The sequence below is a fragment of the Enterococcus sp. DIV0086 genome, assembly GCF_050498705.1.
GTDB classification, from domain to species: Bacteria; Bacillota; Bacilli; order Lactobacillales; family Enterococcaceae; genus Enterococcus; species Enterococcus faecalis.
Genome location: NZ_JBNIDN010000001.1, coordinates 1,831,223 through 1,846,585 on the forward strand (window position 1 = coordinate 1,831,223; position 15,363 = coordinate 1,846,585).

At 30.8% G+C, this 15,363-nt stretch carries 17 protein-coding genes; 11 read left to right on the forward strand and 6 right to left on the reverse strand.

What is annotated here, in order from left to right; all coding sequences use genetic code 11:
* Positions 1–116 precede the first annotated feature (116 nt).
* The 5 genes from IGI63_RS08880 to IGI63_RS08900 all read right to left on the reverse strand — a co-directional run bounded on the left by IGI63_RS08880 (position 117) and on the right by IGI63_RS08900 (position 4,070).
* The gene (locus tag IGI63_RS08880) at positions 117–677 is read right to left on the reverse strand and encodes a hypothetical protein (protein ID WP_429975684.1); all 561 of its coding nucleotides are present in this window, start codon (positions 675–677) and stop codon (positions 117–119) included.
* A 413-nt stretch (positions 678–1,090) separates the two neighbouring features.
* A complete protein-coding gene (locus IGI63_RS08885; protein WP_429975991.1) occupies positions 1,091–1,828 on the reverse strand; it encodes a TatD family hydrolase in 738 nt (245 codons plus the stop codon).
* Positions 1,815–3,017, reverse strand: a complete 1,203-nt coding sequence (locus tag IGI63_RS08890; RefSeq protein ID WP_429975685.1) for a hypothetical protein — start codon at positions 3,015–3,017, stop codon at positions 1,815–1,817. The genes IGI63_RS08885 and IGI63_RS08890 overlap by 14 nt, the downstream gene beginning before the upstream one ends.
* Positions 3,017–3,637 carry a hypothetical protein gene (locus IGI63_RS08895; RefSeq protein WP_429975686.1) on the reverse strand — a complete coding sequence of 207 codons (621 nt, stop codon included), beginning with the start codon at positions 3,635–3,637 and terminating at the stop codon, positions 3,017–3,019. Before IGI63_RS08895 ends, IGI63_RS08890 begins: the two co-directional genes overlap by 1 nt.
* Before the next feature lie 70 nt (positions 3,638–3,707).
* Positions 3,708–4,070: a helix-turn-helix domain-containing protein gene (locus IGI63_RS08900; RefSeq protein WP_429975687.1), complete on the reverse strand. Its 363-nt coding sequence runs from the start codon at positions 4,068–4,070 to the stop codon at positions 3,708–3,710.
* A gap of 334 nt (positions 4,071–4,404) precedes the next feature.
* Between IGI63_RS08900 and IGI63_RS08905 the strand changes: the two genes are divergently transcribed.
* The 11 genes from IGI63_RS08905 (at position 4,405) to IGI63_RS08955 (ending at position 13,644) form a co-directional block, all read left to right on the forward strand.
* Positions 4,405–5,352, forward strand: a complete 948-nt coding sequence (locus tag IGI63_RS08905) for a helix-turn-helix transcriptional regulator (RefSeq protein WP_429975688.1) — start codon at positions 4,405–4,407, stop codon at positions 5,350–5,352.
* A gap of 131 nt (positions 5,353–5,483) precedes the next feature.
* A complete protein-coding gene (locus IGI63_RS08910) occupies positions 5,484–6,395 on the forward strand; it encodes a hypothetical protein (protein WP_429975689.1) in 912 nt (303 codons plus the stop codon).
* Between the two features lie 48 nt (positions 6,396–6,443).
* Positions 6,444–7,211, forward strand: a complete 768-nt coding sequence (locus IGI63_RS08915; RefSeq protein WP_429975690.1) for a hypothetical protein — start codon at positions 6,444–6,446, stop codon at positions 7,209–7,211.
* 11 nt (positions 7,212–7,222) lie between these two features.
* On the forward strand, positions 7,223–7,657 hold the full coding sequence (locus IGI63_RS08920; protein ID WP_375356276.1) for a hypothetical protein: 435 nt from the start codon (positions 7,223–7,225) through the stop codon (positions 7,655–7,657).
* A gap of 155 nt (positions 7,658–7,812) precedes the next feature.
* Positions 7,813–8,112 (forward strand): hypothetical protein, encoded by a 300-nt coding sequence (locus IGI63_RS08925; protein WP_375356278.1) that lies wholly within the window; start codon positions 7,813–7,815, stop codon positions 8,110–8,112.
* Positions 8,113–8,241: 129 nt separating this feature from the next.
* Positions 8,242–9,336 (forward strand): FtsK/SpoIIIE domain-containing protein, encoded by a 1,095-nt coding sequence (locus IGI63_RS08930; protein ID WP_429975691.1) that lies wholly within the window; start codon positions 8,242–8,244, stop codon positions 9,334–9,336.
* Positions 9,337–9,912: 576 nt separating this feature from the next.
* Positions 9,913–10,272, forward strand: coding sequence for a hypothetical protein (locus tag IGI63_RS08935; RefSeq protein ID WP_429975692.1), 360 nt, complete (start codon positions 9,913–9,915; stop codon positions 10,270–10,272).
* Positions 10,273–10,294: 22 nt separating this feature from the next.
* Complete coding sequence (locus tag IGI63_RS08940) at positions 10,295–10,588, forward strand: hypothetical protein (protein ID WP_429975693.1); 294 nt, start codon at positions 10,295–10,297, stop codon at positions 10,586–10,588.
* 228 nt (positions 10,589–10,816) lie between these two features.
* On the forward strand, positions 10,817–12,007 hold the full coding sequence (locus IGI63_RS08945) for a Rep family protein (protein ID WP_429975694.1): 1,191 nt from the start codon (positions 10,817–10,819) through the stop codon (positions 12,005–12,007).
* A gap of 2 nt (positions 12,008–12,009) precedes the next feature.
* Entirely contained in the window at positions 12,010–12,285 is a 276-nt protein-coding gene (locus IGI63_RS08950) for a helix-turn-helix domain-containing protein (RefSeq protein WP_207491501.1), read from the forward strand.
* A 63-nt stretch (positions 12,286–12,348) separates the two neighbouring features.
* On the forward strand, positions 12,349–13,644 hold the full coding sequence (locus tag IGI63_RS08955; RefSeq protein WP_429975695.1) for a site-specific integrase: 1,296 nt from the start codon (positions 12,349–12,351) through the stop codon (positions 13,642–13,644).
* 600 nt (positions 13,645–14,244) lie between these two features.
* Here the strand turns inward: IGI63_RS08955 and IGI63_RS08960 are convergent.
* Positions 14,245–15,273, reverse strand: a complete 1,029-nt coding sequence (locus IGI63_RS08960) for an IS5 family transposase (RefSeq protein ID WP_429975696.1) — start codon at positions 15,271–15,273, stop codon at positions 14,245–14,247.
* Between the last annotated feature and the right edge of the window lie 90 nt (positions 15,274–15,363).

A 15,363-nucleotide genomic window follows, 5' to 3' on the forward strand; every position in this document is an offset into this window, starting at 1 on the left:
TGATTATCTTAAAATATAGCTAGTGGGCCATAAGTCATTTCGACTTATGGCCCACTTTTTTTATTTTGTGTTAAAACACTTTCTATCAACAGAAAGTGTTTCAATAAATATTTCGTTTAGACAGCGCCATTTCCTGTAGTATAAACGAACAGGAAAGTGAACAGGATGGACACGCCAACCATTATTAATTTTTTCGTTTTGTTGGGATCCTCTTGAAGTAGCCATTTAATCAACAGACTGCCTCTAATCCGTTGACTTGCCTTCTCTTTTTCAGTCGCTGACTTTGTATAACGCCAACCATAAAAGTGCCAACGAAGTAAATTGGCGTACCAAGCTCGATAGTTTTTAAATAGAAAACCACCACAGATAAACAAAGCTCCTAATAAAATATCCAAATACAACCAAACAATAAATGTTAACGGAATATCGATTAATGAATAATTCTTCACTTCAATCACTTGATCTTTCAAACCAAATTGATGAATAATCCGTTCTTGGTATTCAGAATCCGTCTCCGCTTCTTCTTTTCCCCCAACAACTTTTATGGCTGACTCGACGCCCATACCTTTTATAAAAGCTTGCTTGGAATGACAATACTTACATTCCACCACTTGATCAGCGGTATCGTACCATCTAAACGCATTCGCCCCACAACTTTGACAAACCACACTACTCATTTTCTGCCTCCGATATTTGTTATTTTTTATGGTTATGTTTCATTACTTAATGATACCATTTTTTGGAGAGGATTGGCGTGGGTTAGAGAGATTGTTAAAAAAGACACTTTCTCGCAACGAGAAAGTGTCTTGAAACATTGTAATTGATTGGTATGCGAACACGTTCGCAACGACTCCAAATAATTAACGTTTTGAGAACTGTGAAGCTTTACGAGCTTTCTTAAGACCTGGTTCGATTATTTGAACCTTAAATAATCTTTAAAAACCTTTTAACATCAACATTTAAGAAGGTTTTCATCTATAAATATTTCATTGACTTTCAGAATAATTGAACCCATTGGTGTCAATTACTTTACAAAATTACGCGAGCCGAAATCATTTACATTATACTAAAGCTACATTAAAGAAATATTTTAGTTGAGTTTATCTATATCCTTTTGAAATAGTAATCTTTTAAAATTTGAAAAAACTATCTTTTCGAAATCTGGTATTACTTTCTCAAAATCCCAGTAAATTTCTTTTAAATCTTTAGGGTATACAATTTTTTTATCTTTCCTTGCAAATGGACCATCTGTTTCAAACAATAGCTGTGATTTTGGAATACTTTGAATGATTTCTCTGCCATTTTTTGAAGTAAGCATTTTATGATTTACAGAAAAAAAATATCCAGATGATGCAATATCTTTCAATGTTTTTTTACCGCCAGTATACCAATGAAAAATTGCATTCTTAACATTATTCCTTTTCAGTATTTCAAGAACTTCAGATTCTGCTTTTCTCGAATGGATTGAATAGACATTTCCCTTATTATACTTTGGGCTAGTTATCTGGTTAAAAATATCTAGTTGCTCATTTTTAAACTGTTGATTTGACCCAGAAAAATCAAGTCCTACTTCTCCAATATATCTAGTATATTTTAGGGATTTTTCAAACTCATTTTTGTCAAACGAGTATTCTCCCACCATATCGGGATGAAATCCTAATGCCATTCGTACATACTTGTAATTTTCATATTCATGTCGAGTTTTTAAAAATATTTCTGGTAAATAAGTAACAAATATTGTATAAATTTTTAAATTTTCATATTCGTTCGCTAATTCAGTTGGATTAGAGTAGAAATCTATATGAACATGGAGGTCAACATAGCCCATATTTCTCAATAAACCTTTCATATTCGAATACAAATTTATCAAACATTATTTTTTGTTTTTCTAAATATTGGGTATCCTCATGATATTTTGAGTTATTATTCAGTATCTCACCAAAAATTTCATCCTTTTTTATAGCCTCAACATATGCTTCAAAATACCCCAAATTTTTATTGTAATCATTCATATAATTTTTGGGAGCCGAACTCACACCATTATAGTCAACAAAATATTTTGTATCAAAAGATTCATTATCGTACGCTGCTAACGATATTTTTCTTAATATACACGGAATACAAGTACCACATTGCCCTTTGTGTTTATATTGCTTTCCTGCTCTACTTTTCCCACATGTAAATGTATTTTTTATCTGCGATTTAAATTCTAAATTCATATTTTCAATAACTTCGCCTTTTGTTTGATACTCAAACTTATTGAAAATCCTAATATCATGACCTAAAGCTTTCAGAAGTTCATTATAAAGAAATATTGTTTTAGGATGTGTCGTTTTAGTAGTATATCTTCCAAATTCAGGATTTAATGACAAAATACCATTTTCATACATTCTTATTTCTTTAGTTGAATTTGATATTGCTCTAGATATAGCTAGAGAAAGATATAACAGTGATCTTGTAGACTGGAAGAAAAATGCTTTCTTCTTTTGATACTTATTTCTAATATCAATCTCACTTCCACTAGCAGAAAACTTATCTTCATAAAACGTTTTTAACAATAATTGATGTGTTTTTTCTTCTCCTTTATTAACGTAACCCACGTAATCACTTGATATACCATTTTCAAGGTTATAATAAGCTCCCGCAAGAGAATCTAATCCTCCTGAAAAAAGTGTGATACACTTTTTTTGTGAACTGGGTATTTCTAAAAGAAACGTCTCAAACGAGTCTTCATTTTCGATAAAAGATACATTAAATAAATCACCTGATACCCAATTTATTAAACTAATCAATTTTTCTTTTGATCGATTCCAGCTTTCAATATCATATACTTTGGCAGAGATAGATATATTTCTAGATGTTTTATTATCTGAATCACCACCTGTAGAAATATCTCCATCAAATACTGCAAGCATAACATTAACTATGTCGCAAGCTTTACACCTTTCATCTTCGTTCATGTAAGAATAACTTGTAGCATCATTTATAAAAGTTTGAAACTGTAAATTCTCATTCATTAGAAACCACCAAAATTTTTCAATTTATTTGAAATTTGCTGGTTTATTGTGGCCAAAGATACCTTTCCTTCCACCAATTTTGAAACATTTTCTCGCACATCATCTTCAAATAATTTATCTGCTAAAGGTTGAATAAACTCCTTTCTAATTTGCGGGATTGTCAAACCTTCATCTAATCCCTCCAAAGCCCCTTGCATTGTGTTTTCTAAAGATAAAAACACAATTTGATATAACAATTTTTCTACAAAGAAAGTTTCACCTTTTCCTTCTTTAACAGTTTCACCTAAAGCAATTCTCAAAGCTTTCAATAATACATCTGACATTTCAACATCACTAGTCTCTTCAACCAGTTCCATTATTTCATTTATTAATTGCTCTCTTTTAATAAGGTTATTGGCAATTTCTTCATATTCATCTTCTTCCAATGAATAAAATTTCGTAAGTTTCCCGCCAACAACACCAATAATACTTTGATAAGCTTGTTCAGAAAATTCTTTATCAATAAAATTACTTTTTATTGTACTAGTTATTTCTGGCATACTTAATTTTGCTTCATCAATAGTTTTTCCTTCAATAATTTTTTTAATAGATTTGTCAATTCTAGCCTTATTAGTTCCCATGAAACCACTCCATTCATATCCGTTATTATATTATTTACATCTCATATCCAAAAAAATTAAACTTATAACATTATTTTATATCTATTAAAGTTCGTAAAATTTTAATATAGTCCTCTTTGTTTGAATGATTATTCAACTTTTTCATCAATTCAACTATATCATCACCAACCTCATTTGCCAAATCACTTTCTTCTTGCGTTATTTTAAAAAATTCAGTATAACTCACGTCTAATCCTTTAAGCAATGCACAGAAAGTTACAAGAGATATTTTTACTTTTTTCTTCTCAACTTGAATAATAGTATTACGACTCATACCTGATTTTTCGGCTAACAATTCTTGTGACATACCCTTCTTTTTACGTAAAGAAATAATCTGTTCTATAATCCGTTGAGCTTCTGCATTAGCAAAAGATTTAACCTCTTCCTCATTCATAGATATTCTCCGTTCTAAATAAAGCTATACTTTTAATTTTAGAAGGAGTTAGCAACGTTTAACATCCATTAAACTTTACTTTAATACAGAAAAGTTTAGTTTAATATTGAAAAATATCAAACTTTACATTATGATTATAAAGTACAAGTTAGTATTACAAATAGCGGGAACTAAAAAGTTAACAAATTAAAACCTGTATACTTTCACTTTTTACGACTTATGTATGTCCATATTGTTAATTTTCTTTTCAATCACTCCTATCCCTTAAACGTCAATGTTCCGTATGTTATTCTAAATATAATTATATAATCTTTGAAAATACGGAGGGATTTAAATGAATAGCAACGAACGAATAGTTAGTATTCTCATTAGGCTTCTAAAAGGAGAATCGATCTATACAGAAGAACTAATAAGTGAATACTCCATTAACAAACGAACTTTACAACGTGATATCTCAATTATTAAAAAAACACTTCAGAATCATGAAATGGGTAGCGACATATCCTACAATAAACAATTCAAAAAATATTCATTAAGTTCTAAGAATGATAGTACCTTTGCAGAAATTCTAATCTTGTTGAAACTTGTCATTGGAACCCGTTCTTTAACTAAAAATGAGTTAACAAAAATTATCAATCTATTACTCACTTTTTTACCTGACAAAGATAAAAAGAAAATGAAGTCTTTAATTTCTAGTGGGGTTATAAATTATCAACCTGTTACACATGGTCAGCAGCTTTTGCCATTAATGCGACAGTTCATTTTCTTTATCGAAAAAAGGGAAACTATTGATTACCTTTATGTAAATAGTATAGATGGTACATCAAAACAAGGACAAGGGCTACCGATAAGTATTTATTTTGCTGATTTTTACTTTTATATCCTAATGTATTCTGAAAAATACCAATGTTGCTATCCCTATAGATTGGATAGATTTTCAAACGTAACAAAAACCAAAAAGAACAAAATCAAACTGGATTATAAAAAGAAAATAGAAGATGGTGTCTTGCGTAATAAAACCTATTTGTTATCTGGAGGAAAAGAAACAACTTATACTTTTAGATATTGGGCATTTCCTCAAACTGCTTTAGACAGATTGCCTAATTCAAAAGTAATTAAACATTTTGACGACAATAGCGTATTAATAGAAGCAACTTCTTTCGAGCAAGGGACTTTACTTTGGATTTTAAGTCAGGGTACCTTTGTTAAAGTGCTAACTCCTCCATCATTAGTCAAATTAGTTAAAAATGAATTAAATAAAGTTATGAATCTATATAAATGAAGTAAAAAAATACTATTCATGATAAAAATCATTTCTTTTACAAAATATTTATACAATCACCCGACGCGACATATTATGTCATCCTGCTATATTATACTTAATTTATAAACATTTATTAGGAAGGAGACATTATGAAAAAAAAGCAAATTGTATTAGTAGCTGGAATTAGTTTACTATTGTTGAGCTCATGTTCTATGAATAAAAAGATAAACCATACGACTTCATCAACTAGTGAACAATTACTAGAAACTACTAGTACGTCAACTCAAGCTACAATTGAATCTACATTATCAGAGAACATATCAGAAGAAAAACCGTTAACAGCACACTTTGATGCGCTATCACAGGAATTAAAGGTAATCTTAATGGCAGATACTGTTGACTCACGTGTAAAAGATTATCCTAATTTAGAGGGACTTACTCTGTATTATACTATTGATGATAAGGATATTTATTTACAAATTACAAGTGGAGCTGGAACTGGCCATCCAATTTATAAGCTTTTAATGGGTGCAGAAGGGGTCACTCCAACACAAGGTGTCTGTTATTTAGGTATTAACGGTTATGATGAAGTTGAAGTCAATAATGAATTAATATCAATTGAAAATCTCTTGCAAACTTACAATCAAAATAAAACAAGTTTCGATAACGCGACTAATAAAGTGCAGCCGATGGATAACTTAAAAGAACTTTTTGATGAACAGATAAGCTATGTTAACAATGATAATACTGGAGAAAAAAATACTAGTGAAAATCAACCTTCTGACGATGAAATACTCAATTACTTTATCAATAACATTCTTGATGACGTTGGTGTTACAGATAGTTTTATAAAGCAACAAGCTAGATATGGTGTTGATGAAAATAGTGCACAGATGATTCGTTATGGAGGTGGGCAAGGCGCGTATACAACGATTGATGGTAATAGAATACTTTATACAGGCTACTCTTTTGGTGGAGTCTCTGAAGATGGTACAGTAGCTAAAAGTAAGCTTTATACAGCCTATTATGATTTCATAACAGGAGAACATGGAATACTTTAATCTATTGAATAGGCTTTTAATAAACAATATGGAAAGGAGAAAATTTGTATGGGCAGTTATCAAATTTCAACAAAAGAAGATTTACCTTTTCTTTTTCAATTATTCGAAGCAGAAAATGAAGTTGAGTCATCAATAATAGCACTTGAAGATGCTGTAGCTCAAATAGATAATAAAAAGAAACAGCTAAATATGGCGTTTCATAACCAATCTCATTTTTTTAGAAATCTTATTTATTCAGGAATATTAGCATTAATTGCTGTTATATTTTTTCATTCAAGTTTCTTTAGTAGCTTGTTATTAAGTTTAGCGTGTTTTATTGCTTATGATTTTTATAAAAGAAAGAAAATAAAAAACTCTATAACTAATTTGGAGCTTCAAATTAACAATATTTTTGTAAAAAGAAAGAATATCCAAAACCAATTAGATGCTTTAATAGAAAAAAATAGCAAATATACTAGTAAGATTCCTGTACAATTTCGAGATTCTTATTCTATTTTGATGTTATTCAATTATCTATACTATGGTCAAGCTGATAATTTAAAAGAAGCTTATCAATTACTAGATTCAGAATATAAACATCAAGAACATATGGGAATATTAAAGAAACACTCCAATCTGTTAGAAGAAAATAATCAAATAGCTTACCAACAATTAAGTCAACTTCAAGGGATTAACGCCTTACAGGAACAACAACTGACTACAATCAGAGAATTGGCAATTACAGCACGAAATATTGAAACAACTATAGAACATACAGATAAACGTGTACAAGGGTTAGAAGAACGTTTTGTTCCAAAATATAAAAGAAAAAGTTAGGAATGATAAATATGACAAAAATTAATATGGTATCGAGTGAATACTGGAAAAGTTTAATTTATGATTTTAAAGGTCTCTTCAAAGTCTATCCTATTCAAGTTCTATTTAGTTTGATTGTTTCAGTAATAACAATCATCATAGGATTTTCAGGAGGTCAGAGAGTCTTTTCATTAGTTTGGGGCATCTCTTATTTTTTAGGTACAAACCTATTACTCTTAATTGTTTCAGAAAAAATAGAAAATGGTTGGGCACAAAATAGCGTAACTGCCCATGTATTATTTGGAACAAGTACTGATCGACTTAAACTATCTGGTTTTTATTGGATTCTAAAAGGCATTGTAGTTCTTTTTAAATATATTTTTTCACCATTTTTATTGCTAATTGGTTTATTTCAATATCAAGTTATTCTAAATAAAATTATAGCAAAACAAGAGTTAGAAAATTAAAAAAAGTTAAAAATACAAATAATCACCATTAAAGCGTAAGAACAGAATCTGTTCTTACGCTTTTCCATTATCAGTTAATATCTTTAATCTAAATAACAGCCAATTTTGATATTGTTTCTATACAACTAAACATTGTATAGAATGGAGGAAGAAAAATGAGATTATATGTTGATGTAGAAAAAAGCTTCGAGTATGGTATTGCATACATGGGTGTCAGTAACTGGTTGGATTTCTCAACAAAAGAAGTAAAAGGCGTAGAAATTCATTGTATTAATTTGGCAACATTCGAAAAATTCAAAGTACGTATTAAAGGTGCTGAAAAACAAATGTTTAAAAAATTTGAAAAAAGACAAATCATTTCTTTTGAAGGGTTAATTGCAAACTCATGGACATTGGATAACGGAAAATCGGGTGTAACAATTTCAGCAAATAAGTTACAAGAAATCAGTGAATAGTCTTTTTAAGCGTGGAATGCTAGATATTTCACGCTTTGTATTTTTTGAAAAATTCATGACGCCTTGCACAGAACGCTGTGAGACGTCATAGACTGTTGTTTGAAACGTCCTAAAAGAAAGGTGTATAAAATGATGATGTTCAAAGTAAAATTAAATAAACTGTATAACAGAGTGTTTTTGAAGGCTTTTAGACGCTCAACTATTAGATATAAGCTGAAATACTTTTTACAAGCTAATGACCTCTATTTAATTGATGAAATTAAACAATTAAAAAAAATTGAAGGTATCGACCAACGATTAAACAAAGTTCAATTATCCGTTGAAATCAAATATAAAACTAAAAAAAACGAACACAACGACATACTTTTAATTCTTCACTTATTAAAGACTGGCTCATCACTAGACGATAAACTTCACGATTTAAATAGTCAGCTACAAAGTTTGTTCAACGCCAAATTACTCCAAAAAAATAATGAAATTGGATTTGTAGAATATATTCTTCTATATAAAGAAGACACTGCACAAGAAGTTTGTGACTTATCCATAACGATGAGTTATGACCCTCAAGGAAAAATTTTATTGTCGAAACGTTTTGAGTGGGATTACATTAATAAGCCTCATTTATTATTAGGTGGTAACTCTGGTACTGGAAAATCATATTTACTATTCAGTATCATTCATAAAATGCTCAAAGAAGCACCGCCATATTTGATTTATATTTGTGATGGCAAATTTGATGAATTAGAACAGGTTGCAACTGATACATTTAAATTACCTATGGTAGCAAGTTCAATCGAAGATATAAAACTCTATATAGAATCGGTTGAAGAATTAATGGAACAACGATACAGCACTAAATCTAAAGACAATGAAGCCGTTTTTCTAGTTATCGATGAATTTGCTGCATTAAATTTAGTAATCGAAAAAAAAGAATGGCAAACACTAAATACGAGAATAAAAAATATAATCTTAAAAGGACGTGCAGCCAATATTCATGTATTAATTGCTATGCAACGGGCAAGTTCTGACTCTATCGATTTAGCGATACGTGATAATACTGCTATAAAAATTGGTTTGGGAAACCTTTCTGTAGAAAACTTTAGAATGATTTTTGGAGAAAATCGTAGTGCTAATGACATATTAAAACGTGAACGTGGTCAAGGATATATTTTAATTGACGGGCAAAGTTTAAGCATGTTTGATTCCCCATTTATAAAAATGTAACTACGAATAAACAACGGCAGAACTAATAAACTGAAGTTTGAACAAAAAATGTCGACAGGCTGACCATGAGGTTTGGTATTCAGATTGGGAAAATTTTTAACAGATTTTCTCATTCTGAATACCAAATATTGAATGAAGACAGACTGTTTATCTACTTTTTTGTTTGATATTCAGTAATTAGTTTCATAGGTAGTTTGTTCGTAGTGTATACAAAATTGAGCATATCAAAAAACTCTAGAAGTAGAGTTTTTTTTATTATAGATAACTACGCTTCTTTCATTTTTAAATCTAAATATTACAGTTGTGTTACAATTTCAAATCTACTCATTTTTTTTGGAAAAGTTTTACATAATACTAGTGCAAAGAAAAAAATTAGTCATAATAAAAAAATGAAATGAGGAATATACAATGAAAAACCAACTAAAAAACAATTGAAAAAATGTTACACCAAACAAAAATGAAAGAATTACGAAAAATTGTTCCCATCGAATGTGTTTGCGAACGCTGTCAAAAAAATATGGTTATAAGTAACTCCTGTTTTTAACTACAACTAAAAAATGAAATGAGGATCTTAAAATGGAAAATATTATTGTTAAAAAACGTGATGAAAATATAATCTATGAAATTGCTGAACTATTGCGAAATGAAAAACTAGTTGAAGATTTACATGATTACTTACATGATATTGCAAATGATGTTCTTGTAAGAAATGAATTACGTTCATATGAAGAAATCGGAACCGAATTAACTGAACATGAACAAAAAATTGTTGCTGATGATTACTACTTATCTGATGCACAGATCTCTGAATTATTTTTTGCAATTAATGACATATTCAATGAACGCTGGTGTAATGATGATGAATTAACTAACATCACTCATGCTTCATTAATATTAATACACGCACTATTTGCCCGATTAGGTTATATAAAATAAAAAACGAAATGAGGAAAATATAATGAACCACGAAGAATTAAAAGGTTATTTACATGCCTATGCTACCATGGCTCTCGAAGAAATTGAAAATAAATTAATACCGCTTAAACATCGAGACAACACATTAAATGAAGATGAACAACAACTTGTAAATAATTATTATAATTTATCCGATGATGAACTTGCTAAACTATTTTTTAAACTCAATGACTTACACAATGCACACTGTGACACTTGCGATGAAACACATAAAGTTTCTGACGATGGATTAACTATAATTTTTGCCTTATTTGCACGGTTAGGATACATCAAATAAAAAATGATAAAAATGTTCCAAAATTACAAATTACATTACCAAAACATTGCTCTATCAATTTTCCATGGGTTTATTATGTGGAAAATTAAATTGTTCCAAAGTGACGAAAATAGCGTGAAACGACAAATAAAATCAATGCAACCCCTTGATACAGTTTTCTGGAACACTTTTTCCAATGTGTTCCAGAATTCTACATAAATAACTAACAGCGAATGGAAGTGAAAACTGATGACAAAAAAATTCAGAAATTTTATGTATGAAAATCAGATTGAATACATGGAAAAACGCAATATTCCAATTGAGATAGACAAACTATCACAATACGTGAAAGAAACACTTAATCCTGTTGAATATGCGATTATTCTGCATGATAAAGATAAGAGTTCCGTTACTGATACTAAATTAGTAGCACCTCATTATCATATCGCATTAAAATTTGAAAATCCCCGAAAAGTTAATAATGTAGCCAAAGTATTCAATGATTCCCCACAAAACTTTGAAATTTGGTTGAACCGTCCTAACAATATGTATTCTTACCTAATTCATAAAACTAATCATGCAAAGGAAAAATTTCAATATGACATTGAAGACGTGGTAGCGAACTTTGATTTTAAGGAACGTATCAATAAGATAACAAAATCCATAAATCGAAATAGAAAAGAAGAAATTCAACATTTAATTGACTCATTCGGAAATGGAAAAGTCACACTTAATCATTTAATGAATGAATTATCTCCTACTGAGTATGCAAGAAATGAACATCAAATAACTATCGTTAAAAAATTACTGGCAAATCAGCGTTTTGAAGAATTTAAATCACGAATGGAAAATGAACAAAAGAAAATTGAAGTCTTTTATTTATTCGGTGATACTGGAACTGGAAAAACTCGTTTTGCTAAATCTCGTTATAAAGAAAATCGTTATATTACTGGTTCAAATAGAGATTTATTTGCAAATTACGATGGTGAAAATGTTCTGATTCTTGACGAATTACGACCTAACTCTATTTCTTACAATGAATTATTAAAACTTACTGATCCATTCAATTTTGAGAACGTTGCTGGTAGCCGTTATTTTGACAAAAAAATTGTCGCCGAAAAAATAATTATTACCAGCCCATTCTCCCCCAATGATTTCTATCGAGCATTGAAAAATGATAAAAGTCATCCAGCAGTTTTTAATGATGTAGATAAGAAAGAACAATTTTTCAGACGTATCAATGTTTACAAGTTCGATTATGATTACATCATTCCGATGCTTTGGAATGACGATAAAAAAAAGTATCAAGAATTATTGGATTTGAAAATTGAAAATCGTTGGAGTGAATCAATCATTTTTAAAACAGAAAACGACATTGAAAAAGCCACAAGAATATTATTTGAAATAGCTTCACCTCAATTAAATGATAAGGACGTGTAATTATGACAGAAATGAAAATATTGATTAGTGATGAACAGTTGAAAGAAATTTCCGACCAGCTTCATGCCTTAATCACAACTGAAATTGAAAAAATAAAAAAACAAGAAAATATACAGCATCGTTATATGAATAAAAAGCAAACTTGTAACTATTTACAAGTGTCCAACAACACATTGGATAACTGGATTGCTCAAGGTTTGCCTTTATTAAAAATAGGTGGTTCCACAAGATTTGACCGTTTAGCTATCGACCACTGGTTAGAAAATATAGAAAAATAACTGCGACCGCGATATAATTGGCTATAGTATTTGATTTCGGTTCGCAATTCGGAGGAAAATACTATGTCAATTACAAAAACTACAAATAACACCTATCGTTTAAGACTTTACTACCCTCAAGATGTTCAAACTATTTTGGGTGTAGGAAAGCTTTACTCGAAAACATTTAAAACAAAAAAGGAGGCCAACGAAGCACAGATTGATTTCTATGCCCATATTAAAGAAGTACGCGAGAATAATGAAAAAAGTGCAATTGAATTAGGTGGCGAAGCATTATTCAAAGATTTTTACAAAGACGTCTGGCTAGAAGCCTATGTAGCAGGGTTGACCTCAACCAATACCAACCCACCAACTAATGTCACTGTTAGTAATACAAAGGATGTTTTTCGGCTGCATATTTTACCTATGTTTGGTAAATATACTTTAAACTATCTCAATCATAATAAGGCATTAGTTTTAAAGTTAATGACCAAAAAAGCAGCAGAATATGCAAATTTTAAAACGCTGAGAAGCTATGTAAATTCTATTTTTGATTGGGCAGAAGAACTAGAATATATTGACCGCAATAAACTAGAAAAGTCTTTAAAGCGAATTAAAGCCACAAAGAAAAACCAATTGAAACAGGCTAGAAAAGAAGAAGATTTGTATTTATCATTTGAGCAATTACAAAAATGGCTGATAGCAGTTCAAGAAGACTTGCAAAGTGAACAATTAGCTTTTCAAGATTATGTTCTTTTTCAAACAACTTTCTTCTTATCCGATCGCAAATCTGAAACCTATGCATTAAAATGGAAAAATGTCGATTTTTCAAAATCGCAAATTTTGATTGGTAAAGCATTAGATAAGTTCGGTGAAGAAAAAAATACCAAAGGAAATAAAACAACTCTCTTCCATATTCCGATTGAATTAAAAGAATTATTACTTCAATGGAAAGCACAGCAAGAAGTAGACCTCGCACAATTTGGTATTGAACAAACAGATGAGCAACTTCTATTCACGTACATTGACAATCAAGGAAATATCAATCAGCCACTTCACACTGATTATCTTAATTATCGTATGAAATCTATTGAACGCCGTCATCCTAATTTAGTACATGCAACACCACACAAACTACGTCATACAGGTGCAACACTTGCAAAACAGTCTGGCATACCATTAGAACAGATTTCTGAAGCATTAACACATAGTGATACAACTGTTACGAAAACCTATGTCAATACACCAAATGTCATTCATTTACCTGTAGGCGAAGTTGCTTATCGTAAATTGTTTCAAAACAATGTAGACTTGAATGGTGTCAACTGTGGTGTCAACAATGAAAAAAGCGTTTCACAAACTGAGTTGCGAAACGCTTGAAACGTTGATATATAGCGGATATTAACGTTTTGAGAATTGTGAAGCTTTACGAGCTTTCTTAAGACCTGGTTGGCTGTTTCTGAATTTTATAGAGTTTAAAAACACTATATTATCAAGATTTATAGCAAGCTTTTAACTCAACTAACTTCACCAAATTTTATTAAATTTTAGATACTCGTTACCAACATTCGTAACCAAAAAAATTAATTGCACATCAGAGAACACTAATCATCCTCATACTATTCATCTTCAAAATATTCCTAAAAACCCCAAAAATCTTATATACGGAACTACAAAACACATTAATCAAATAGTTCTATCTGCTTTATCAATATAAAAAAATTAGTTGTCCAAAGAAATTATTGACCATATAATTCAGCTATCATAGTTATCTTCAAATTATACATCGTTCCTAAATTAAGGACTAGTTCACTTAAAATTTTCCTACAAAAAAATTTGCTCTATCTTTAGGGCATCTCTAGAAACCACTTAGTTGGGATTAATTAGCCTATGATTGAGGTTGAACTACAAACTATGAGCATATTTCAAGTGCTCCAACGCTCTAAATCAGTCTATTTATGAGGACTTCAGCGATTTTCTCTACATTTGGACACACTTCTGCCTTTGTATTATTCGGGCTTTTTTAACTTGTCCGATACGAAATAAATTATAAGTCAAACTGGTAATCATCCCGTTGAACTTTGCACGAATGATCGTCGTTCCTCGAAAGGTGGAACCGTTCATACTATTCTCAATAAAAGCAAAGACATGCTCGACACGACAGCGAATGGATGCTCGTAAATGATTGAGCTGAATTTGTTTATCTGTAAGGGGATGATTTCGGACACTTCGTGTCATGACTTCAGAGCGAACCCCATCGGGTAATTCTTGTCCTAAATAAGCGCTATCCGCAAAGACCACTTGTGTTTGGTCATCCATCAAAGATTCAAAGACTTGGCTATCATGTACGGACGCAGTTGTAACTTCTTGTGCCAAGATCAATTTACTACGCATGTCCACTGATACATGATTTTTGTAACCGAAAAATTCGGTGTTGTTTTTCTTTGTCAAACGTGCATCCGTATCTTTTTGATGCTGTTTGGCATCTGACCACCCTTTTGGAGTGTGTCCTTCTTTAATCAGCTTATTTTCTTTTCTAGAATTACGTTGCTTAGGTGATTCAATAAAAGAGGCATCGATCATTGTTCCTTCGTGAGTAATGATGTCTTGTGCTTCAAGTTCCTTTTCCAAGGTCGTGAATAGTTCTTGATAACCATTAGCTTTTGAAAGGGTATCTTTAAATAACCAGATGGTTTTTGCATCAGGAATAGCAGTGGTATATTCCGAGATTCCAAGAAAACGGCGAAAAGACAAACGATCCAAAATGGCGTATTCTGCCTGATCATCGGATAGATTATAATAGCGTTGCAAAATCAAAATTTTAAACATCAGAAGGTAATCATAGGGAGGGCGTCCGCCAGGACCTTTGACAGATTTAACCAACAATCGATTCAATACTGGACGAAAAAGTTGCCAATCAACCAGCCCAACTAATTTTTCTAACGGATCACCAATTTGACTCAATTTTTCAAACACCTTGTTTTCTCCAAAAAGATTAAGTTCGAACATAATAATCCCCTCCGATGATTGATAGTCCTATTATCTCACACTGGAGGGGATTTTCTTATTCTTTTGGTAGTTTTTAGAGGTGCCCTTTAT

What these genes read in the sequence shown, in the direction of transcription:
- IGI63_RS08900 (WP_429975687.1), bottom strand. Translation starts at nt 4,070, where the DNA reads ATGAATGAGGAAGAGGTTAAATCTTTTGCTAATGCAGAAGCTCAACGG.
- IGI63_RS08945 (WP_429975694.1), top strand. Translation starts at nt 10,817, where the DNA reads ATGACAAAAAAATTCAGAAATTTTATGTATGAAAATCAGATTGAATAC.
- IGI63_RS08910 (WP_429975689.1), top strand. Translation starts at nt 5,484, where the DNA reads ATGAAAAAAAAGCAAATTGTATTAGTAGCTGGAATTAGTTTACTATTG.
- IGI63_RS08920 (WP_375356276.1), top strand. Translation starts at nt 7,223, where the DNA reads ATGACAAAAATTAATATGGTATCGAGTGAATACTGGAAAAGTTTAATT.
- IGI63_RS08950 (WP_207491501.1), top strand. Translation starts at nt 12,010, where the DNA reads ATGACAGAAATGAAAATATTGATTAGTGATGAACAGTTGAAAGAAATT.
- IGI63_RS08935 (WP_429975692.1), top strand. Translation starts at nt 9,913, where the DNA reads ATGGAAAATATTATTGTTAAAAAACGTGATGAAAATATAATCTATGAA.
- IGI63_RS08895 (WP_429975686.1), bottom strand. Translation starts at nt 3,637, where the DNA reads ATGGGAACTAATAAGGCTAGAATTGACAAATCTATTAAAAAAATTATT.
- IGI63_RS08905 (WP_429975688.1), top strand. Translation starts at nt 4,405, where the DNA reads ATGAATAGCAACGAACGAATAGTTAGTATTCTCATTAGGCTTCTAAAA.
- IGI63_RS08885 (WP_429975991.1), bottom strand. Translation starts at nt 1,828, where the DNA reads ATGGGCTATGTTGACCTCCATGTTCATATAGATTTCTACTCTAATCCA.
- IGI63_RS08880 (WP_429975684.1), bottom strand. Translation starts at nt 677, where the DNA reads ATGAGTAGTGTGGTTTGTCAAAGTTGTGGGGCGAATGCGTTTAGATGG.
- IGI63_RS08890 (WP_429975685.1), bottom strand. Translation starts at nt 3,017, where the DNA reads ATGAATGAGAATTTACAGTTTCAAACTTTTATAAATGATGCTACAAGT.
- IGI63_RS08915 (WP_429975690.1), top strand. Translation starts at nt 6,444, where the DNA reads ATGGGCAGTTATCAAATTTCAACAAAAGAAGATTTACCTTTTCTTTTT.
- IGI63_RS08940 (WP_429975693.1), top strand. Translation starts at nt 10,295, where the DNA reads ATGAACCACGAAGAATTAAAAGGTTATTTACATGCCTATGCTACCATG.
- IGI63_RS08960 (WP_429975696.1), bottom strand. Translation starts at nt 15,273, where the DNA reads ATGTTCGAACTTAATCTTTTTGGAGAAAACAAGGTGTTTGAAAAATTG.
- IGI63_RS08955 (WP_429975695.1), top strand. Translation starts at nt 12,349, where the DNA reads ATGTCAATTACAAAAACTACAAATAACACCTATCGTTTAAGACTTTAC.
- IGI63_RS08925 (WP_375356278.1), top strand. Translation starts at nt 7,813, where the DNA reads ATGAGATTATATGTTGATGTAGAAAAAAGCTTCGAGTATGGTATTGCA.
- IGI63_RS08930 (WP_429975691.1), top strand. Translation starts at nt 8,242, where the DNA reads ATGATGATGTTCAAAGTAAAATTAAATAAACTGTATAACAGAGTGTTT.